Source organism: Ferruginibacter yonginensis (assembly GCF_042651465.1).
Taxonomy (GTDB): Bacteria; Bacteroidota; Bacteroidia; order Chitinophagales; family Chitinophagaceae; genus Ferruginibacter; species Ferruginibacter yonginensis.
Genome location: NZ_JBHSCZ010000001.1, coordinates 566,055 through 587,556 on the forward strand (window position 1 = coordinate 566,055; position 21,502 = coordinate 587,556).

A 21,502-nucleotide genomic window follows, 5' to 3' on the forward strand; every position below is an offset into this window, starting at 1 on the left:
GGCACTGCTTTCGCAATGCCTTATTTCATAAAATTATCGTTGAAATTTATTTTTAAGTGCGGCCAGAGCATCATGCATATTGGCTGGTGGTGCAGCTGCTTTATTGAATGTTTTATGCTGCGCAGGTTTTGATTTGTATGCTTGTGATGCAGGCGCTGCTTCGGTTTGCTTAATTGATAAAGCTATACGCTTACGCAACACATCAACCTCCATTACTTTTACTTTTACTTGTTGGTTGAGTTTCAATACTTCCGATGGATCTTGAATAAACTTATGTGCAATTTCAGAAACATGCACCAAGCCATCTTGCTTTACACCAATATCTACAAAAGCACCAAACCTTGTTAGGTTGGTTACAATGCCTGGCACTTCCATACCCACATGTACATCTTCAATTGAAAATATTTGTGCAAACTCAAATAATTGTGCTTCAGATCGTGGATCTAAACCTGGCTTTTTTAATTCATTAATAATATCATTAATTGTATGGGTACCAAATTTATCTGATTGGTATTTTTTTACATCAATATTTTTAAGCAAGGCTTCATTACCAATTAATGCATTCACATTAGTTTGTAAATCTGCTGCCATTTGTTGTACCAACTCATAAGCTTCTGGGTGAACGGCACTTGCATCTAATACATCTTCAGCATCGGGTATGCGTAAAAATCCGGCACATTGCTCATAAGCTTTACCACCTAACCTCGGTACGCTCAACAATTGTTTACGAGAAGTAAATTTCCCTGCTGTTTTTCGGTAAGCCACAATGTTTTCAGCAATGCTACTACCAATACCACTTACATAACTCAATAAGTGTTTACTAGCGGTATTCAAATTAACACCCACCATATTTACACAACTCACTACTGTTTGATCAAGTTTTTCTTTTAATCGTGGTTGGTTAACATCATGCTGGTACTGCCCTACTCCAATACTCTTCGGATCAATTTTTACGAGCTCTGCCAACGGATCCATCAAACGCCTACCAATACTTACTGCACCACGTATGGTAATGTCTTCATCAGGAAATTCTAATCGAGCAATTTCTGATGCTGAGTAAATACTTGCCCCATCTTCATTTACTAAATAAACAGGCAAGCTCAAATTCAACCCCTTTATAAATTGTTCTGTCTCTCTACCTGCCGTACCATCACCAATAGCAAATGCTTGTATTTGGTAGGTTTGTACCAACGAACGTATGGTATGTTCAGCATCGGCTAATCTATTTTTTTCATTCACAAAAATGAGGGCTGTTTTTTGCAACTCCCCTTTTTCATCAATACAAACCACTTTACAGCCTGTTCTATAACCAGGGTCAATGGCTAATATGCGTTTACTACCTAAAGGCGAACTCAACAACAATTGGCGTAAATTTTCAGCAAAAACATTGATCGCTTCTTCATCTGCAGCGGCTTTTAATGCAGTTCTAAACTCTGTTTCTAAACTTGGTTGTAATAAACGTTTGTAACTATCTTTTACAGCTTTACGAATGTGCTCACTACATGGGCTCATGCCTTTGATGTATAAATCTTCAATGAGCTCTAATGCTATTTCTTCAGTAGGTTCAATAGATAACTTTAAAAACCCTTCTAAAAAACCTCTTAATACTGCTAAAATTCTATGCGATGGAATGGTGGCAATGCTTTCACTAAAATCAAAATAATCTTTGTATTTAATTGCTTCCGCTTCTTTATCAGATTGAACCGTACTTTTCATACGAGCTTCACGTTCAAAAAGCTTACGCATTTTTTCCCTCACTACCATATCTTCATTGATGGTTTCTGCAATAATATCTCTTGCACCTTGCAAAGCTGCATCTGTAGTAAGTACTTTATCGTTGAGGTATTTATTAGCTTCGGCTACTACATCAACATCATGCTGCAATAAAAGCACATCTGCCAATGGTTGCAACCCATTTTCACGGGCTACTACGGCTTTTGTTTTACGCTTTTGTTTGTAGGGCAAATAAATATCTTCCAACACTGCAATGGTAGTAGCTTCATTTATTTTTGATTGCAAGGCATCCGTCATTTTGCCTTGCTCTGTAATGGTTTTTTCTATGAAGGTTTTACGCTCTTCAAACTCAACCATGGTTTTATTTTCATCTTGTATTTGCTGAATTTGAACTTCATCTAAAGCACCCGTAACATCTTTTCGATAACGAGCAATAAATGGAATACTAGAACCTTCAGCGAACAATTGCAATACGGTGTGTACTTGCGATGGTTTAATATTGAGTTTTTGAGCGATAATATGATCAAACATAAAAGTGAAATTAAAATAATTTTAAGGCTGCGAAAGTAATGTTTGCAGCATTAAAGAAAAATTGATTTTTTAAATAAAATTGAATAATTGAACTATAAAAACTAGTTGAAAACTATTTTCTTTTCAGGATATTGTTCGGCGTAGTTAAAAATGGTATTGCGTATAAAATCATTGTCCATATAAGGTTCAATATTTTCTTTAATGGTATTGATATCAAGCGCTGTACTAGTATTACTGATGTAACCCATACCCCAAAAACTACCTTTCTCTATTAATAAACACAATTGATCATTGGGTGTTAAGCCCTCATCTAACACTGCAAAACTTGGTAGTTGTTGCTCTAAAGCAGTTAAGGCTTGTTGCACTTTATGGTTGTATAAGTGTGGTGGTGTTATGGTTGATTTTTCTTCGGCAGTAATAACCGTTTTATCAATAAAACATAACTTTTGGTTTAATTCAAATTGCTCCGTCATTTTTCGCAATAAAACCAAACCTTCATTTAATGTATTAAAGCAATACAATGCTGGTAAGTTTTTCTTACGCTTGTCAATGGCCAAGCGTTTATAACCCACATTGTCTTCAAAACAATACAACGCAAATTTTTGCATGGGTTGCTTTTGACTATAATTAAAAGGCGGCCATAGTTTTTTTATTTCTGTACTTTCTAATACCAAAGCATGTAATTCGTTGGCACACAAAGTATAGGTAATATTAGTGACTTGTTGCAAAAAATATTGCCTTCGTTTGCCATCATCGTTATGCGTAAAATGACTGGTTACTCTTTTTTTAATATCAACAGCCTTGCCTACGTACAATATTTTGCCTTTGTTGTTATGAAAATAATATACTCCCGGTGAATTAGGTAAGGCATCAATAATATGTTTGTCTAAATGTATGGGTAACCAATGCTCTGCAGATGTACGTTTGAGCATTTTATCAATATGTGACAAGCCGCCTAGTGCAAGTAAATGTTCAAATAATTGTACCGTGGCTTGTGCATCACCATCTGCCCTATGCCTATTGTGTGTAGTAATACCAATACTTTCACACAACTTTCCTAAACTATACGATGGTAAACCCGGTATCACTTTTCTGCTTAACCTTACTGTACATAACTTTTTTACATTCAACACATAACCATACTTTTTTAAATGATGAAAAACAAAAGAGTAGTCAAAATTTACATTATGGGCTACAAAAACAACGTCTTTCAACATATCATAAATAACGGGCGCTACTTCATCAAAAGTTGGGGCGTTTGCAACCATGCTATTATCAATACCGGTTAAAGCAGTAATAAACTGTGGTATGGCTTTTTGAGGATTTAGCAACGTGGTAAAATGTTTTACAACACGTTCGCCATTATGTATATGTATGGCAATTTCAGTAATGCCGTTTGACGATGCATGACCACCTGTGGTTTCTATATCTACAATTGCGTACAAAAGCTATATTTTAGTTATTGCAAATTACTAAATATTTTAGGATTTAAGTTAATTAATTTTCATTGATTTCGTAAGAAGAAAATGTATGACGCAGCAAATACTTAGACAAATCGAAGAAGCAACCAACTTGAATGTAGTTTTGAGTTGATTGACGGATTAAGCTGTAATCAAACTGACTAACATATCCAATAACATATGTAACACTATTAGATTGTTTATAATTGAAAGTGGCTAAAAAACGATTGCGTTCAAAATAAGCAGCTTTGTTATTTAAAAATATTTCTGTGCTTACATTAAAACTAAGGGGTTGATCATTATTTTTAAATTTACCGAATGGATAAATAGCGCCTACCCTATACCTAAATCGGTTTCTGTAACCATTGCTTGTAAAACGAAGTTCTGTTCTAAATCGCTGCTCTATTTTAATACGACCTATACCATTGTTCAGCAGCAATTGTGGCCAAATACGTTGTTCGTTATTTACTTTGGGTGTTTTAAAATTTCCTCCTGTTGTGTAGGTTTGATAAGTACCTAATCCTAATCCAACATTAACTTGGTCATTTATTTTATACTGTATAGCCGATTTAAATTCATAATAATTAAAATCATTATAAAACTTTAATGAACGTAATTGTGCTTCTGCAAAACCGCTCCACTTATAATTAAAATTGTATCGCATATTTAATACATTCCAACTGCCCAGTGCCTTTTTTTGAGCTTGCAGCGATAATGAACAGCACATCAAAAACACCATACAAGCTGTCCATAATTTTTGAGAGAAAAAAGATGTTTTAAAAAATATCAAATCAATCTATTTAAATAATAAAATGTTGTAAAAGTATTAAAATAGCTGGTGAAATACCAATATTAAACCCTAACATTTAGAGTTGCGCATGTTAAAAAACAACATAAAAGAAACTGAATAAAATTGTAGTTACTACTTATGAAAGCAGTTTTGCCTGTATAAAAAACAAATATGAAGTTGTACCTTCGCCACTTTGTAAAAAAGAAGCTAACAGCATGGAACTTTCTAAAAATTTTGAGCCGCAATCAATAGAAAATAAATGGTACAGCCATTGGATGAACAAAGGTTACTTTAAAAGTGTACCTGACCACCGTGAGCCTTACACCATTGTAATGCCACCGCCAAACGTTACGGGTGTGTTACATATGGGTCATTGTCTTAATAACACCATACAAGATATTTTGATAAGAAGGGCCCGTATGCAAGGTAAAAATGCTTGTTGGGTACCAGGTACTGATCATGCATCTATTGCTACAGAAGCCAAGGTAGTTGGCATGTTGAGAGAAAAAGGCATTGCAAAATCATCACTTACTCGAACAGAATTTTTAAAATATGCTTGGGAGTGGAAAGAAAAATACGGCGGTATTATTTTAGAGCAACTCAAAAAAATGGGTTGCAGTCTTGATTGGGATCGTACGGCTTTTACAATGGATGATGATTATTACCAATCAGTCATCACCATCTTTATAAAATTATACAACGATGGTATTATTTACCGTGGCTTACGTATGGTGAATTGGGATCCGGTAAGTTTAACTGCATTGAGTGATGAAGAAGTTATTTTTAAAGAAGTTGATTCAAAATTATATTATGTAAGCTACCCATTGGTTGATGGTACAGGCAGCATTACAGTGGCTACTACAAGGCCCGAAACCATTATGGGTGATGTAGCTATTTGTGTAAACCCAACTGATGAACGCTATGCAGCTTTTGTGGGTAAACAAGTAATAGTGCCCATCATCAACAGAAAAATACCTGTTATTGCTGATGATTATGTAGATGCAACATTTGGTACCGGTGCCCTAAAAATTACACCTGCACACGATAAAAATGATAATGAAATTGGTCGCAAACACCAATTAGCATCTCTCAATACTTTAGATGCAAGCGGTAAGTTTACCGCCGAAGCACTTACAGCTGATTTACCAAACGAAACGGTACAAAGTTATGTTGGTATTGATCGTTTTGAATTACGTAAAAAAATCGCTGCTGATATTGATGCACTAGGTCGATTACAAAAGGTAGAAGATTATAAAGGACAAGTTGGCACAAGTGAACGTACAGGTGCTATTATTGAAAGCAGGCTTTCGTTACAATGGTTCATGAACATGAAATTGTTTATTGAACAAAACAAAGCAACGCTTGATGCTATTTTAACGGATGACATTAAACTGCATCCTTCAAAACTTAAAAACACTTACAGTTATTGGATTGAAAACATAAAGGATTGGTGTATATCTCGTCAATTATGGTGGGGGCAACAAATACCAGCTTGGTACGATGCGGAGGGTAATTTTGTGGTGGCTGCTGATAAAGAAGCTGCGGCAATTGCTTACTCTTCACAATACAACAAACCCGTACCTGCTGAAGGGTTGGCGCAAGATGAAGATTGTTTGGATACATGGTTCTCCTCATGGCTATGGCCTATTGAAGTTTTTAAAGGTATCAGTAACCCTAACAACAATGAAATAGATTACTACTACCCTACCACTACATTGGTTACCGGACAAGACATTTTGTTTTTTTGGGTAGCTCGTATGGTGATGGCTGGCTTTGCATTTAAAGGTACCAAGCCTTTTAAAGATGTATATTTCACTGGCATGGTACGTGATAACCAAGGCCGAAAAATGAGTAAACAATTAGGTAACTCACCTGATTTATTAGGACTTATTGATCAGTACGGTGCCGATGCAGTAAGGTTCGGCATAATGATAGCGTCGCCTGCCGGTAATGATATTTTGTTTGATGAAAATGCATTAGAACAAGGTAGAAATTTTAACAATAAAATGTGGAATGCCTTAAAGCTTTTGCAAATGTGGAAAGAGCGTCAAGCTACTACTACAAACGATGCCAACATCGAACAAAATTTTGCTATTCAATGGTTCAAAAACAGGCTTATTGAAGTAAGCAACGAGGTAAACGATTTACTCAATCAATTTAAATTAAGTGAGGCTTTAAAAGTAATTTACTCACTCATTTGGGATGATTACTGTAGCTGGTATTTAGAGTGGGTTAAACCAGGCTTTGAGCAACCAATTGATAAAATAGTGTACGAACAATCGATTGCGTTTTTTGGAGAATTAATGCAATTGTTACACCCTTTTATGCCGTTTGTTACAGAAGAAATTTATCATGTATTAGCCACCCGTACTACCGATTTAATGGTAACAACTTACCAAACAACACAAGCTGCTAATCAAACAATTTTGAATGAAGGTTTGTTACTCAAAAATATCATCAGTGGTTTGAGAGATATTCGTAACAAAAACCAAATTAAACCAAAAGATAGTATTCAATTACATATTCAAACGAGTGATACGGCTACGTACAAAGCCATTGAACACATTCTTGCAAAACAAATAAATGCGGCTGGTATTTATTTTGTAAATGATGCAGTTGCAGGCACTATTACAAGTGTTATTGGTAAAGACAAATTTTTTATTGAAACATCGCAACCATTAAATGTTGCCGCACAAAAAGAAGCATTAGAGAAAGAGTTACAACATTTACAAGGCTTTTTATTAAGTGTTGATAAAAAATTAAGTAATGAAAAATTTGTAGCCAATGCAAAGCCTGAGGTATTAGCGTTAGAACAAAAGAAAAAAGCAGATGCATTAGCGAAGATGAGCATCATCAACGAAAGCTTACAATCTTTATAATGTAATAGCTACAACAAAAATTATAAAATAAAACTGCTTGTTAAAATAACGATAAGCAGTTTTTTTTATGTTTACATTCGTAAAAATATTTTGTATGAAATTTTTGATGGCTATATTGTTTTTGTCAAGCTTTTTTATTAATACCCATGCATTGGCACAACGCACCAAACCTGCTGTAAAGCCTACAAAACCTGTAGCGTACAAAGTACCTAAACTTACAGTTACACTTGGCACTTATAAAGACGCTAGCACTTTTTCACCACAAACATCAGAGACTGTTATTGCCATGCCATTAAAAATTATTGATGATAAAAACGTTCCCTACACCCTTTTATCATATCAATTTGCTTACAAAAAAGTAGTAACAACTGAAGATGAAAATACGGGCAAATCAAGCAAAACCACTGCATTAAAAGCAGGCTTTTTTAAAGTAACTCCTTTACCACAAAACTGGGTTGACCTTGTAAGAGAATACCCTCAACCAGGCGAAGAATGGTTGTTTTTTGCCATTACTGTTAAAGATGCGCAAGGACGTGTAATGTACGCACCTGATTTAAAATTGCTAATTAAATAATGACGATTATTACCACCGCTAGTACCGCAGATATTTCAACCATCCAAACTTTAGCGCACTCAATATGGCCTAATGCCTATGGTGACATAATATCACATGCACAAATTGATTACATGTTGCAATTAATTTATAGTGAAACAGCATTGTTGCAACAAATGAAAAACGGTCATCAATTTTTATTAGCCTATCATAATGAAAGTCCAGTTGGGTATGCTTCTTTCTCCGTAAAATCAACCGAAACTCCGCAACTTTTTAGGTTACATAAATTGTATGTAGACACTACTTTACATACCCGGGGTATTGGCAAAGCATTGCTATTACAAGTGGTTAACAATTGTAAACAACAAGGTGCAACAGGCCTAGAATTAAATGTAAACAAATACAACAAAGCACTGCATTTTTACAATAAAATGGGGTTTAGCATTTCAAAAGAAGAAGTAATTGATATAGGCAATGGATATGTGATGGATGATTACGTTATGACTTTACCGATCGTACACTAACTGATGTGTTTGCTTTATTATTCCCATTACAAATACACTTTGTACATGGCCAATATTTTCAATTTGGCTAAGCTTGTTTACATGAAAGTTGTAGTAATCTTCCATATTTGCAGCCATTACTTTCAACATAAAATCAAACTCACCTGAAATACTGTAACATTCAATTACTTCATTCAACTCATTAATAGTGTTAATAAATTTTACACCGGCATTTTTGCTGTGAGCTTTTAAAGAAACATAACAAATAACCATTAAGCCTTTGTTTACTTTGTTATGATCAACCAACGTAGCATATTGTTTTATAACCCCATTGGCTTCCATACGTTTGATACGGTCGTGCACTGGCGATGTACTTAAATGAATTTTTTCTGCAATTTCTTTCACAGTAATACGTGCATTGGCTTGTAATAAAGCTAAAATAGCAATGTCTTTTTCGTCTTGCAAAAATGCTGTACTGGGCATCTGTTCTTTTAAACTTGACTTTGGCATAGTAAATTACGTGTTTATGCTGTTAAATTACTAAAATTTTACTATTTATCCTAAATAATAACGTATACACAGCATATTTTCCTATTTAAATTACCTTTGTAATCTAAATATAAAATAATGAGTTCAACAACATTTACAGGAATTGATTTCAACCTTAAAAACAAGGTTGCTGATATGAGCCTAGCTGAATGGGGCCGTAAAGAAATTATGCTTGCAGAAGCTGAAATGCCAGGTTTAATGGCTTTAAGAGCAGAGTACGGCAATTCTAAACCGTTAGCTGGTGCACGTGTGGCTGGTTGTTTACACATGACCATTCAAACAGCTGTTTTAATTGAAACTTTAACTGCTTTGGGTGCAGAAGTTAAATGGAGCTCTTGTAACATCTTCTCTACGCAAGACCAAGCCGCTGCTGCAATTGCTGCTGCAGGTGTAGGTGTATTTGCATGGAAAGGACAAACGCAAGAAGAAGCTGATTGGTGTATTGAACAAACATTGTTTTTCGGTAGCGAAGATCGTCCGTTAAATATGATTTTAGATGATGGTGGCGATTTAACCAATATGGTTTTTGATAAATACCCTGAGTTAGTAAAAGGTATTAAAGGTTTAAGTGAAGAAACCACTACAGGTGTACACCGTTTATATGAGCGTATGGCTGCTGGTACTTTACCAATTCCTGCAATCAATGTAAACGACTCAGTAACCAAATCTAAATTCGATAATAAATATGGTTGCCAAGAATCATTGGTAGATGCTATTCGCAGGGCTACTGATGTAATGATGGCTGGTAAAGTTGCTGTTGTTGGTGGTTATGGTGATGTTGGTAAAGGAAGCGCATTAAGCTTACGTGGCGCTGGTGCAAGAGTAATTGTTACTGAAATTGATCCTATTTGTGCTTTACAAGCTGCAATGGATGGTTTTGAAGTAAAGAAAATGATTGACGCAGTTAAAGAAGCTGATATTATCGTTACGGCATCTGGCTGTAGAGATTTAATTACTGAAGCACATTTTAAAGTGATGAAAGACAAAGCAATTGTTTGTAACATCGGTCACTTTGATATTGAAATTGATATGGCTTGGTTAAACGCAAATTATGGCGATACCAAAAACACCATCAAACCACAAGTAGATTTATATACAATTGATGGTAAAGATATTATTGTTTTAGCTGAAGGTCGTTTGGTAAACTTAGGTTGTGCAACTGGTCACCCTAGCTTTGTAATGAGTAACTCATTTACCAACCAAACCCTTGCTCAAATTGAGTTGTGGACAAACAGTACTAATTACGAAAACAAAGTATACGTACTACCAAAGCATTTAGATGAAAAAGTAGCTCGTTTACACTTATCAAAAATTGGTGTAGTGTTAGATGAATTAACTGATACACAAGCAGCTTACTTAGGTATTTCAAAAGTAGGTCCGTTTAAATCAGATATGTACCGTTACTAATCAAGGAGTTTTCAATATAAAGCACCCATTCATGTATGTGAATGGGTGCTTTTTTATGAGTACCATTAAAGTTTCGCTAAAGCAATTTAATGCAAACCTACATTGAATTTTTTTTCAAATAATTACCTAAATTGTTAATGTAAAATCGGCATCAATGAAAATTATCACCACTCTAACTACAATTTTTTGCTTTGCATTATTGTGACAACTACAGCAATAGCTCAAAATAAAACACCTTCTTTAGTATATGATAGTCCTTCAAAAAGTATGGATTATGAAAACATAAACAACGACATACAAGTTCATTTACCTGTAGTTAAAACCAATGCTTCATTTTGTGGAGGAAAAACAGCATGGCATCAATTTATAAGCAGCCAATTTAATAATAAAGTCATCGTTACAAATAAACTTCCATCTGGTAAATACGCTGTAATCATTTATTTTGTAATTGATAGAAACGGCAACATTTCAGAAGTAAAAAGTGGTTTTAAACAAGGCCAAGGGCTTGGAGAAGAATTAGAACGATGTATTAAAAAAAGTCCGCAATGGCAGCCAGCCGAAACAGCCTCAGGTAAAAAAGTAGCACAATCTTATAATACGATGGTAACAGTTGTGGTTGATAATTATAATGTGCAGCTGGTATTTCCAAAGTAACAACTATTATATGGTGTATTGCGAACATAATTGTAAAACTTTAAATTGACACACATATAAGTGTGATAGTTGGTTTACTTTTGCAGTATGACGAATTTATCTGTTAACATAAATAAAATTGCTACGTTACGCAATGCAAGGGGTGGTAACAATCCTGATGTTATAAAAGCAGCATTGGATATTGAACGCTTTGGTGCACATGGTATTACAGTACACCCAAGGCCAGATGAAAGACACATTACATATAAAGATGTTGTTGATTTAAAAAAAGTATTATCAACTGAATTTAATATTGAAGGCAACCCTACTGAACAAAGTTTTGTGGATTTGGTATTACAAAACACACCAAAACAGGTTACTTTGGTGCCAGATGCAAGAGGGCAATTAACCAGCAACCATGGTTGGAACACCATTGAACATCAAACATATTTAAAGGATATTATTGCCGTTTTTAAAAGCAATGGTATTAGGGTTTCTATATTTGTAGACCCAATTATTGAAATGATTGAAGCTGCAAAAACTACCGGTACCGATCATATTGAGTTGTACACAGAAAGTTATGCCAAGCAATTTAGTGCATCACCCAACGAAGCTATTGCACCATATATTAAAGCCGCAAACAAAGCCCATGAACTAGGTTTGGGTATTAATGCTGGGCATGATTTAGATTTGCAAAACCTACGTTTTTTTGCCCAACACATTCCTGTATTACATGAAGTGTCTATTGGCCATGCCCTTATTTGTGATGCTATTTATTTAGGTCTAGAAAATACCGTTCAGTTGTATAAACGTCAACTATCATACTAAATACAAACCATAGTATTTATAAAAAAAGCACCAATTTGTTTGGTGCGTTTTTGTTATTGGCCAATTACCTTACTCAATCGATATTCTAAGGCAGCGCCTCTTAAATTTTTTCCTACCAAATTACCTTCTTTATCTAACAAAAAATTTTGTGGAATACTTTGGATGCCGAACTGTTGCGCCACTGCATTACCCCAATATTTTAAATCACTTACTTGTGTCCAAGTTAACTTATCGGTAGCAATGGCATTGATCCATGCTTGTTTATCTCTATCTAATGAAACACCTAGTACTGTAAAATTTTTATCTTTAAATTTCTCAAAAGTGTTCACCACATTGGGATTTTCAGCCCTGCATGGTCCACACCAACTTGCCCAAAAGTCAACCAACACATATTTACCTTTGAACGAGGCTAAACTAATTTCTACACCACTTGTATCAGCCTGTGTAAAATTACCCAATGGTTTACCGTAAGGTATTTCTTTATTTTGTGCTACTTGCAAACCTAAATAATTCCCGATAGGTGTTGTTTGTAAGTTTAAAGGTAACCCGTTAAATAAGGCTTCTAATTTTACATAATCACCTGTTATTTGGTAATGCCTATAAATGGCTAAAGGCAATATAGGTGAACCGGTATGCTTTTTTATAAATTGTTCAATGTCGTTTGCAGCACTATCCATAAAACCAACATTGAACCTGCCTTTTCCGTTAAATAAATCTTCATACTTTTTTGTTGCAACAACAAACCCCATAAAATCATTGTGCGATGCTGAACCTGTAACTGTAGCGTTTTCAAGCGATAGAATACTTCCTTTTACTTGTACAGCACTGTTATCAATAAACAATGTGAGGTACGGAGGTTGTCCATTTACAGCAATGGCTTTAAAATCTGGTTGATTTACTTTTCCTTTAAAAGAAAAAGTACCATTTTTATAAATAGCTGTTTGTTCTTCTGCACCATTGTTACCATTAAGTAATTTTATAGGTGTACCATCAGTTAAACCATCGATAGTACCGCTAATGCTGAAACCATCATCAACGGATCCCTTAATAGCTGTTTTAGTTTTATTAACTACTGTTCTTTTTGGATTTACAACATTATTTTTTGAAGAAGGTGAAGTTGTACGCTTCACTTGAGCGGTTGCCAATAGAGGTGATATAAAAACCAATAACAAAAACTGCTTCATGCAATAGTATTTTAAGAATGTAATTTAATTTTAAAAACCCATTTGTAGTTAAGAATTACATCAATAATTAACGAATGTTTTTTATAAATGTTTGTACTGCTTTAGCAATATTGTTGCTTTTCCCTATTGCTTTTATAAAAGCACTACCAATAATGGCCCCTGCACCATAAGCAGCAGCATTATCAAAACTAGCTTTGTTATGTATGCCAAAACCTATCATAATTTTATTGTTGATTTTTAAAGATGCCAATCGTTTAAAATATGATAATTGTTGCGTACTATCAACTGCCGTACCTGTAGTGGCAGATGATGAAACGGCATAAATAAAACCGGTACTCAATGCATCCGCTTTTTTGATACGTTCATCTGAAGTTTGTGGTGTAATCAAGAACACAAAACTCAGATTGTTTTTTTCAAAATAAGTACGATACATGGTTTCATATTCGTGCATGGGTAAATCAGGTAAAATAATACCGGAAACACCGGCATCAGCAGCTGCTTTACAAAATTTTTCAATACCAAATTGCAACACAGGGTTGAGATAGCCCATTAAAATAATAGGAATATGTATCGCCTCTTTTATTTGCTGTAACTGTTCAAAAAGCACCTGAATCGTCATGCCATTTTCAATAGCTACCATGTTGCTTTCTTGAATTACAGGTCCATCTGCAATGGGGTCGCTATAAGGCATTCCCACTTCAATCATATCTACACCTGCTTTTTGTAATGACAACATAACGGTTGCAGTACTATCAATAGTTGGGTAACCAGCTGTGCAATACACATTGAGTAGTTTATGCGCTGGTTGCTTAAAGAGTTGTGTGAGTTTGTTTTGCATTTACAAAAATTTCATATACGTTTCTAAATCTTTATCGCCACGGCCGCTTAAATTAATCACTACTACATCTTTCTTTTTAAACGGTATTTGATCTAACACAGCGAACGCATGGGCAGTTTCTAAAGCAGGTATAATGCCTTCCGTTTTTGATACATGAAAAGCAGCTTTCATTGCATCATCATCTGTAATACTAATAAATTGGGCTCTTTTAGTTGCATATAAGTTCGCATGCATAGGGCCTATACCAGGGTAATCTAACCCAGCCGAAATACTGTGTGGCTCTACAACCTGACCATCTGTGGTTTGCATCACCAAACTTTTACTGCCATGTAAAATACCCTGTGTGCCTAATGCAGTGGTAGCGGCTGACATACCACTATTCACCCCACAGCCTGCAGCTTCTACAGCAATAAGTTTTACTTTTTTATCTTCTGTAAAATGATAAAAAGCACCAGCAGCGTTACTACCACCACCTACACAAGCAATTACATGCGTAGGTAATTCGTTACCCGTTTGCTTTAACAATTGTTGCTTAATTTCTTTACTAATAATACTTTGAAAAGTAGCAACCATATCAGGATAAGGGTGTGGCCCTACTACACTTCCAATAATATAATGGGTATCAATGGGGTTGTTGATCCAATCTCTAATAGCTTCATTCGTAGCATCTTTCAGCGTTTTACTACCACTAGTTGCTGGTACAACTTTAGCGCCTAACATTCGCATACGAGCAACGTTAGGGGCTTGCCGTTGTATATCTTTTTCACCCATATAAACAATACACTCCAACCCTTTCAACGCACATACAGTAGCGGTGGCAACACCATGCTGACCTGCACCGGTTTCGGCAATAATGCGTTTTTTACCTAATGCCAATGCAACCAATACTTGCCCAACAGTATTATTTACTTTATGAGCACCAGTATGGCATAAATCTTCTCTTTTGAGGTAGATGTTGGTTTTATATTGCTTACTTAAATTTTGGGCAAAATACAGCGGTGTAGGCCTACCAACAAAATCTTTCAGCAATGCATTAAACTCTTTTTTAAAAGCTGCTGTTGCTGCAATTTTTTTATAATTATTTAAAAGTTCATGAATGTTAGCTTGCAACATTTCAGGAATATAAGCACCGCCAAACTCCCCATAATAACCATGTGCATCAGGTTTCGAATACATCACTTTGCTTTTACTTTTCACTATTGTTATTTTAAATCGTGTACAAATTTTAATACTGCTCCCATATCTTTTACACCAGGTTCTTTTTCAAATTGACTATTTACATCAATACCAAAAAAATCAGGATGTTTAAATTTCTTTAAAGCTGTTACATCATCTGGTCCAATACCACCACTTAAAAAAAATGGTTTTTCAATTTTACTATCAGTAATTTTTTTCCAATCAAACTTAGTACCAGTACCGCCTTTAGCTGTTTTACTAGCTGCATCAAACAAATAATAATCACATACATTATCATATGGTGCAACTAATGTATCAATTGAAGTTGTTGTATCAGTTATACTAAATGCTTTAATTACTTCAACATCTTCAGACAATTCTTCACACAGCTCAGGCGATTCGTTACCATGTAACTGCACCATATCTAATTCATATTTTTCCACCATCTCCATAATATCTTCATATTCGGCATCAACAAATACACCCACTTTCTTCACATCTAAATCCATTTCAGTTAAATCTTCATTGGCCAATTTTAAACCTGCATAACGAGGCGATTTTTCATAAAAAATAAAACCTGCATACGCCACATTTAATCCATCTAACTGTTGTAATTGTTTCTTACTAGTAATACCACAAACTTTAATATTCATTACGATTATGTTTAATTATTTATAAATGATTGCAAAGCGGCGGCAGGGTCATTGGTTTTCATGAAATTTTCACCTATTAAAAAGCCTTTGTAACCAGCTGCTTTAAAGCGCTGCAAGGTAGCTTTTTCACTGATACCACTTTCAGCAATTTTAATTTTATCAGCACCAATTAATTGGCTCATATTGATGGCGGCAGCAATATCTACTTCAAAAGTTTTTAAATTTCTGTTGTTAATACCCACTAAAACAGTGTCTTCACAAACATGTTGCAATTCTGTTTCATCATGTAATTCAAGTAATACTTCTAACCCTATTTGCTTTGCGTATTGTGCTAAATTTTTAACCTCAATAGGCGTTAAACATGCTGCAATTAACAAAATAACATCAGCACCCATGGCTTTGGCTTCTTCAATTTGATAAGCATCAACAATAAAATCTTTTCGTAAAATGGGTATTTGATTTACCCTTGCTGCTAATAAATCTGCCGTGGTACCACCAAAAAATAATTCATCAGTTAAAACAGATAATGCTGAAGCGCCAGCAGCTGCATAACCTGTAGTAACTGTTGCCGCATCTGCATTTTGATTGATGAAACCTTTTGAGGGCGACTTGCGTTTAAACTCAGCGATAATGCCCGTTGCTTGCGGTTGTTGCAGTGCTTTTATTAATGATAAACGAGGTTGCTGGTATAACAAACTTTGTTGCAATTGCTCAATAGGCGTATGCAATTTTCGTTTTGCAACTTCAATATATTTATGTTGAATGATGGTATCGAGTATCGTCATTATCTAATTAATTTTTTAAATGATTGTAAGGCTTTACCACTTTCTAAACTATCTACCGCTAGGGCATGACAAGCATCATAACTTTCAAATTTATCAGTACTATACAACGCCATAGCAGCATTGGCAAACACAACTGCATTTTGTGCCCAAGTACCCTCTCCTTTTAAAATTTGCAAAAATATTTTTGCTGCATCAGCAGGTGATTGTCCGCCTGTAATATCATCAGGCGCCACTGTACGTTTACCCAACTCATATGCCGTATAAATTTTTTCACCATTGGGTGTAATCACTTTTGTATCAGTCGTTAAACTAATTTCATCATAACCATCTAAACTGTTTACAATGGCAAAATGTTGTTGCGTTTGCTGCATTAAATAATTATATAAACGAGCTGTTTCGGCATTATACACTCCTAACAAACGATAAGTAGGTTTTGCCGGATTCACCAATGGCCCTAACATATTAAAAACAGTACGTACGCCCATTTGCTTACGAATATGACTCACCACTTTTAAAGCAGGATGAAAAACAGGAGCATGTAAAAAAGTGATATTAGCTGTGTCCAATTCTTTTTGCAAAACAGAAGTGTCGCTTTTAAATTGATACCCTAGTTGTTCCATAACATTTGATGAACCTGTAACAGAAGTAGACGCATAGTTACCATGCTTCGCTACTTTTACACCCGTACCAGCCACAACAAAACTACTGATGGTAGAAATGTTGAAAGTATTTTTTCCATCACCACCAGTGCCAACTATATCGATAACAGCATCATTAAAGTAAACTGGCAGCGCCATCTCTAACAAGGCTTCTTTAAAGCCTATCAACTCTGCAATACTGATGGTTCGCATTAAATATACGGTAATGAATGATGCTATTTCTGCATCGGTATATACCCCTTTACCAATTTGTAACATCACTTCTTTTGCCTGTAAAATAGTGAGGGGCTGGTGTTCAAATAATTGTTGCAATATTTTTTTCATGTACTTACTTTAAACGAATGGTTGAGTGCTTTACCCAGTTGGTGAGCATTTGCATGCCTAATGGGGTTAATATACTTTCAGGATGAAACTGCACCGATTGAACATCGTACACTTTATGTTGCATGGCCATGATGTAACCATTTTCATCAGTTGCAGTAATATCAAAATCGATCGGTAACGAGGCTCCATCAACAATCCAACTGTGGTAGCGACCAGCATCAAAAACAGGTGGTAATCCATCAAATAAATAAGAGGTATTTTTTGTTTGATGAATAGGCGTTGCAACACCATGAAAAACAGTATCTAAATTGATTAATGAACCTCCAAACGCTTCTGCAATGGCTTGGTGACCAAGGCATACACCCAATATTTTTTTTGTTGCTGCATATTGCTTTATAACATCAATTAATATACCTGCTTCGGTTGGTACACCTGGCCCCGGTGATAAAATAATGTGTTGGTATGCATCAATTGCAGCTAAAGTAATGGCATCATTCCGATACACATCTGGTGTTATACCCGTAATTGCTTCAACAGCATGTACCAAATTATAGGTAAAAGAATCGTAGTTATCTAAAACCAATATTTTATGTTGTAACATTATTTGTAAATTAAAATGAAACCTTGTTTTGAGCTTGAATAATGGCATTTTTTAAAGCGCCTAATTTGTGGTTAACTTCTTCTAACTCCAACTGCGGATTACTAGCTGCCACAACACCTGCACCAGCCCTATAATGCAATGTATTGTTTTTGCACAGCATGCTGCGTATCATGATGGCATGGTTACAACTTTTATCAAACCCAATATAACCAATGGCACCACCATAAAAATTGCGTTGCGATGCTTCTATAGCATTTATCAATTGCATGGCTTTAAACTTTGGGGCACCACTTAAAGTACCTGCAGGAAAAACAGCACCCATTATTTTAAAAGGATTATGCTCCGTTGATATGGTACCCTGCACTTCACTCACCATATGTATTACATGCGAATAGTAGTTAATAGCTTTGAGTTGTGTTACCGTAACATTTTTGCAGATGGTACTTAAATCATTTCTTGCTAAATCAACCAACATGGTATGTTCTGCATTTTCTTTAGGGTCATTTTCTAAAGCAATAGCTAATTTTTTATCGGCTTCGTCATTACCTGTACGTTTAAATGTACCTGCAATAGGGTGTACAATTACTTGTTGGTTATCAATAATAACCTGACTTTCAGGCGATGACCCCATTAGTTTATAATCACCATAATCAAAATAAAAAAGATAGGGCCCAGGGTTGATGCTTCTCAACGTTCTGTAAACATTAAAATCATCACCCGTATATTTTTGATAAAAACTTCTGCTCAACACTATTTGAAACACATCGCCTCTTTTACATGCTGCAATGCCTTTTTGTACCATTGTAATATAATCTTCATTAGTAATATCACTACCTTCATTACCAACCATAGCAAACGGAAACTCAGGCACATCTTTACTTTTAAGAATATGTTCAATTTGTTTGATGTTGCTTTCTAACCCATCAATTTTATTTTCACATAAATAAATTTCATCTTTAAAATGGTTAATAACAATCACATATTGATACAATCTATAACGCAATAATGGTATATCGGTAGCATTGATTTTTGTTGTGGCATTGAACGAAATATTTTCAAAAAATTGCACCGCATCATAATTGGTATAACCAAACAAACCTTGCGCTATACTGGTATTTTTATCATCATCACCTACTACTTCAAAACTATTTAAAAAGCCCCCTAGTATGGCACTTACATCACTTTTGTTATTGAGTGCTATGTTGGTGGTAGCTTGCAATGGGTATTTATATTCAGCCTTGGTTAAACTTGAAATTTCAATACCACCAATGGCATTAATACCAATGATTGACTTGCTATTTTCACCTGCATGTGAGTCCGTACTTTCGAGTAAAATAGTATCTCTAAACTTATCTCTCATACGCAGGTATATACCTACTGGCGTATATAAATCAGCGGCAATTTTTTGAGTACTTGTTTCAATTTTTATGTTGCTCATCACTTAATGACTTCAGTTTGATTAAATAAAAAACCCCGGCGTTGTGCCGGGGCCTAATATTAAATGATATAAATAGGGCATTGACACAATCTGTTTACTGATTGTACCACCACCATTGCATGTTATTTGTTACTTGTTTCATTACTAGTGCAAATATGGGTTGAATCATTCAACCGACAAAATTTAAAACTAAAGTTTTCCTTAAATGATAAAAAAATGACAAAATACCATCCATCATTCTTTCATATAAATATTAATCGCCAACTTAGCACAATAAAAATTCAGAAAAACATTGAAAATTATACTATCTATTTTATTGTGTGGCAGCTTCGGTGTTTTAAAAGCACAAAAAATTGAAAAAATATTTGTAAACCTTTATACGGATAGTTTAAAAAAAGGCACACACAATTATATTAATGTAGATGGACTTTTGAGCAACGGAAAATACATTCCGTTAGATAGTACAAAAGTGAAATTTAGTTGCGATGCAGCACCGTTTCAAGGAAATAATTTGGTGTTACCTGCAAACTTCAAACCCTTGTTCGTTACCATAAAAGTAGTTTTATTAAGCAACGAACAAGCGTTTAAAATATTTGAAATGCCCGTTAAACAGCAAGAAGATCCGCCATTAAAAACAGAGCAAGAAGTGTTGAATGAACTTAGAAAAAAAGCAAAAAAGCAACTAAGCAAACTTCTTAGCATCTTCTAAAAATTTAGCCAAACCACTATCTGTTAAAGGATGTTTTAATAATCCTAAAATAGAATCAAGCGGACAAGTACATACATCAGCACCAGCTTCAGCACATTTAATAATATGTAATGCATTGCGAATTGATGCTGCTAAAATTTCGGTTTTAAAACCTTGCACATCAAAAATGCGGCGTATTTGGTAAATCAATTCAATACCATCTGCCCCCATATCATCTACCCTTCCTAAAAATGGCGATACATAAGTAGCACCTGCTTTTGCAGCTAAAATAGCTTGGCCTGCAGAAAAAATTAAGGTACAGTTTGTTTTAATACCATTATCAGTAAACCACTTAATGGCTTTAATACCATCTTTAATCATGGGTACCTTCACCACAATATTTTTATGAAGCGCCGCTAATTTCTTTCCTTCTTCAATAATACCTTTATAATCTGTTGAAATTACTTCTGCACTAATATCACCATCCACCATATTGCAGATATCTACATAGTGTTGTAAAACCGCTGCAGTACCTTTAATACCTTCTTTTGCCATTAAAGAGGGGTTTGTGGTAACACCATCTAAAATACCTAAATCGTTTGCTTCTTTAATTTGAGCCAAATTGGCTGTGTCGATGAAAAATTTCATTGAAATAAATTGAAAATGATGAAAGAAATAGTTGCGTAAATTTTATGATGCAAAGTAAGTGAAAATGAATGAGGCATCATTAAAAACTGTGATAAAAAAAAATGACGAGTTACCAGAAATAAAAAATGGCAAGTTACTTACATCGCACCGCTCAACCATCTACCCTTGCTACCTTCCGGTCCTGGGGGAGTTCAACAGGAGCTGGTCGTATAAGACTTGCCGCCGCAAATATAGGCACATTCATGTTAATACAAAGCACAACATGAAATTTTTATTAATTTTTTTTAGTTGATTTGGCTACAAGCTTTTATTCATCAGCATCTTCAACATCTTCTAAAGCACCCTGCATTTCATTGTATGCATGTTGATCTTTTAATTTTTTTGCAATCATCATCCCCTTTTTATAAGTTTCAACAGCCATTGGCAATTGCTGCATACGTTCATATAACTTAGCAAGATGGTAATATGAACCAACATAATCTTCATTTACTTTTAAAATATTGGTAAACAACACCAATGCTTTATCATCATCGCCCAACTTTATATGTTCAAGCGCTAAAGCATGTTGTAAAAAACTGTCATTTGCGTTGGTTAAAAGCAGGTTATTTAGTTGTTCAATTCTGTTCATAAAAAATTATTTG

At 34.9% G+C, this 21,502-nt stretch carries 21 protein-coding genes and 1 other RNA gene; 7 read left to right on the forward strand and 15 right to left on the reverse strand.

Annotated features, from left to right (window positions below; translation table 11 throughout):
- Window positions 1–33: 33 nt before the first annotated feature.
- From ACFOWM_RS02430 to ACFOWM_RS02440, 3 genes are all read right to left on the reverse strand, one after another.
- A complete protein-coding gene (locus tag ACFOWM_RS02430; RefSeq protein WP_379706603.1) occupies window positions 34–2,265 on the reverse strand; it encodes a Tex family protein in 2,232 nt (743 codons plus the stop codon).
- A gap of 101 nt (window positions 2,266–2,366) precedes the next feature.
- A complete protein-coding gene (locus tag ACFOWM_RS02435) occupies window positions 2,367–3,710 on the reverse strand; it encodes an exonuclease domain-containing protein (protein WP_379706606.1) in 1,344 nt (447 codons plus the stop codon).
- A gap of 52 nt (window positions 3,711–3,762) precedes the next feature.
- Window positions 3,763–4,515: a DUF2490 domain-containing protein gene (locus tag ACFOWM_RS02440; protein WP_379706609.1), complete on the reverse strand. Its 753-nt coding sequence runs from the start codon at window positions 4,513–4,515 to the stop codon at window positions 3,763–3,765.
- 215 nt (window positions 4,516–4,730) lie between these two features.
- Between ACFOWM_RS02440 and ACFOWM_RS02445 the strand changes: the two genes are divergently transcribed.
- From ACFOWM_RS02445 to ACFOWM_RS02455, 3 genes are all read left to right on the forward strand, one after another.
- The gene (locus tag ACFOWM_RS02445; protein WP_379706612.1) at window positions 4,731–7,394 is read left to right on the forward strand and encodes a valine--tRNA ligase; all 2,664 of its coding nucleotides are present in this window, start codon (window positions 4,731–4,733) and stop codon (window positions 7,392–7,394) included.
- A 94-nt stretch (window positions 7,395–7,488) separates the two neighbouring features.
- Window positions 7,489–7,968 carry a hypothetical protein gene (locus ACFOWM_RS02450; protein WP_379706615.1) on the forward strand — a complete coding sequence of 160 codons (480 nt, stop codon included), beginning with the start codon at window positions 7,489–7,491 and terminating at the stop codon, window positions 7,966–7,968.
- Window positions 7,968–8,471 carry a GNAT family N-acetyltransferase gene (locus ACFOWM_RS02455; RefSeq protein ID WP_379706618.1) on the forward strand — a complete coding sequence of 168 codons (504 nt, stop codon included), beginning with the start codon at window positions 7,968–7,970 and terminating at the stop codon, window positions 8,469–8,471. The genes ACFOWM_RS02450 and ACFOWM_RS02455 overlap by 1 nt, the downstream gene beginning before the upstream one ends.
- Here ACFOWM_RS02455 and ACFOWM_RS02460 read toward each other — a convergent pair.
- Window positions 8,454–8,960 carry an Lrp/AsnC family transcriptional regulator gene (locus ACFOWM_RS02460; RefSeq protein ID WP_379706621.1) on the reverse strand — a complete coding sequence of 169 codons (507 nt, stop codon included), beginning with the start codon at window positions 8,958–8,960 and terminating at the stop codon, window positions 8,454–8,456. The genes ACFOWM_RS02455 and ACFOWM_RS02460 overlap by 18 nt on opposite strands.
- A gap of 117 nt (window positions 8,961–9,077) precedes the next feature.
- Here ACFOWM_RS02460 and ahcY point away from each other — a divergent pair, with 117 nt between their 5' ends.
- The 3 genes from ahcY (at window position 9,078) to ACFOWM_RS02475 (ending at window position 11,867) form a co-directional block, all read left to right on the forward strand.
- Entirely contained in the window at window positions 9,078–10,406 is a 1,329-nt protein-coding gene (gene ahcY, locus ACFOWM_RS02465) for an adenosylhomocysteinase (RefSeq protein ID WP_379706624.1), read from the forward strand.
- A 201-nt stretch (window positions 10,407–10,607) separates the two neighbouring features.
- On the forward strand, window positions 10,608–11,060 hold the full coding sequence (locus ACFOWM_RS02470) for an energy transducer TonB (protein ID WP_379706627.1): 453 nt from the start codon (window positions 10,608–10,610) through the stop codon (window positions 11,058–11,060).
- Between the two features lie 87 nt (window positions 11,061–11,147).
- Window positions 11,148–11,867, forward strand: a complete 720-nt coding sequence (locus ACFOWM_RS02475) for a pyridoxine 5'-phosphate synthase (protein ID WP_379706630.1) — start codon at window positions 11,148–11,150, stop codon at window positions 11,865–11,867.
- 53 nt (window positions 11,868–11,920) lie between these two features.
- On the opposite strand, the gene ACFOWM_RS02480 is transcribed toward ACFOWM_RS02475, so the two are convergent.
- The 8 genes from ACFOWM_RS02480 to ACFOWM_RS02515 all read right to left on the reverse strand — a co-directional run bounded on the left by ACFOWM_RS02480 (window position 11,921) and on the right by ACFOWM_RS02515 (window position 19,525).
- A complete protein-coding gene (locus tag ACFOWM_RS02480) occupies window positions 11,921–13,051 on the reverse strand; it encodes a thioredoxin-like domain-containing protein (protein ID WP_379706633.1) in 1,131 nt (376 codons plus the stop codon).
- 67 nt (window positions 13,052–13,118) lie between these two features.
- Window positions 13,119–13,889, reverse strand: a complete 771-nt coding sequence (gene trpA / locus ACFOWM_RS02485; protein ID WP_379706636.1) for a tryptophan synthase subunit alpha — start codon at window positions 13,887–13,889, stop codon at window positions 13,119–13,121.
- Complete coding sequence (trpB, locus tag ACFOWM_RS02490) at window positions 13,890–15,065, reverse strand: tryptophan synthase subunit beta (RefSeq protein ID WP_379706639.1); 1,176 nt, start codon at window positions 15,063–15,065, stop codon at window positions 13,890–13,892.
- A gap of 26 nt (window positions 15,066–15,091) precedes the next feature.
- Window positions 15,092–15,718, reverse strand: coding sequence for a phosphoribosylanthranilate isomerase (locus ACFOWM_RS02495; RefSeq protein WP_379706642.1), 627 nt, complete (start codon window positions 15,716–15,718; stop codon window positions 15,092–15,094).
- Window positions 15,719–15,729: 11 nt separating this feature from the next.
- Window positions 15,730–16,503, reverse strand: a complete 774-nt coding sequence (gene trpC, locus ACFOWM_RS02500) for an indole-3-glycerol phosphate synthase TrpC (protein WP_379706645.1) — start codon at window positions 16,501–16,503, stop codon at window positions 15,730–15,732.
- Window positions 16,503–17,486 carry an anthranilate phosphoribosyltransferase gene (gene trpD / locus ACFOWM_RS02505; protein WP_379706648.1) on the reverse strand — a complete coding sequence of 328 codons (984 nt, stop codon included), beginning with the start codon at window positions 17,484–17,486 and terminating at the stop codon, window positions 16,503–16,505. Before trpD ends, trpC begins: the two co-directional genes overlap by 1 nt.
- A gap of 4 nt (window positions 17,487–17,490) precedes the next feature.
- Window positions 17,491–18,087: an anthranilate synthase component II gene (locus ACFOWM_RS02510; RefSeq protein ID WP_379706651.1), complete on the reverse strand. Its 597-nt coding sequence runs from the start codon at window positions 18,085–18,087 to the stop codon at window positions 17,491–17,493.
- Between the two features lie 10 nt (window positions 18,088–18,097).
- Window positions 18,098–19,525, reverse strand: coding sequence for an anthranilate synthase component I family protein (locus ACFOWM_RS02515; protein WP_379706654.1), 1,428 nt, complete (start codon window positions 19,523–19,525; stop codon window positions 18,098–18,100).
- A 292-nt stretch (window positions 19,526–19,817) separates the two neighbouring features.
- Here ACFOWM_RS02515 and ACFOWM_RS02520 point away from each other — a divergent pair, with 292 nt between their 5' ends.
- Window positions 19,818–20,234: a hypothetical protein gene (locus ACFOWM_RS02520; protein WP_379706657.1), complete on the forward strand. Its 417-nt coding sequence runs from the start codon at window positions 19,818–19,820 to the stop codon at window positions 20,232–20,234.
- Here the strand turns inward: ACFOWM_RS02520 and fsa are convergent.
- The 3 genes from fsa to ACFOWM_RS02535 all read right to left on the reverse strand — a co-directional run bounded on the left by fsa (window position 20,208) and on the right by ACFOWM_RS02535 (window position 21,489).
- The gene (gene fsa / locus ACFOWM_RS02525; RefSeq protein ID WP_379706660.1) at window positions 20,208–20,861 is read right to left on the reverse strand and encodes a fructose-6-phosphate aldolase; all 654 of its coding nucleotides are present in this window, start codon (window positions 20,859–20,861) and stop codon (window positions 20,208–20,210) included. The two genes, ACFOWM_RS02520 and fsa, sit on opposite strands and share 27 nt — an antisense overlap.
- A gap of 123 nt (window positions 20,862–20,984) precedes the next feature.
- Window positions 20,985–21,083, reverse strand: an RNA gene (ffs, locus tag ACFOWM_RS02530) — signal recognition particle sRNA small type.
- An 85-nt stretch (window positions 21,084–21,168) separates the two neighbouring features.
- Entirely contained in the window at window positions 21,169–21,489 is a 321-nt protein-coding gene (locus tag ACFOWM_RS02535; RefSeq protein WP_379706663.1) for a tetratricopeptide repeat protein, read from the reverse strand.
- Between the last annotated feature and the right edge of the window lie 13 nt (window positions 21,490–21,502).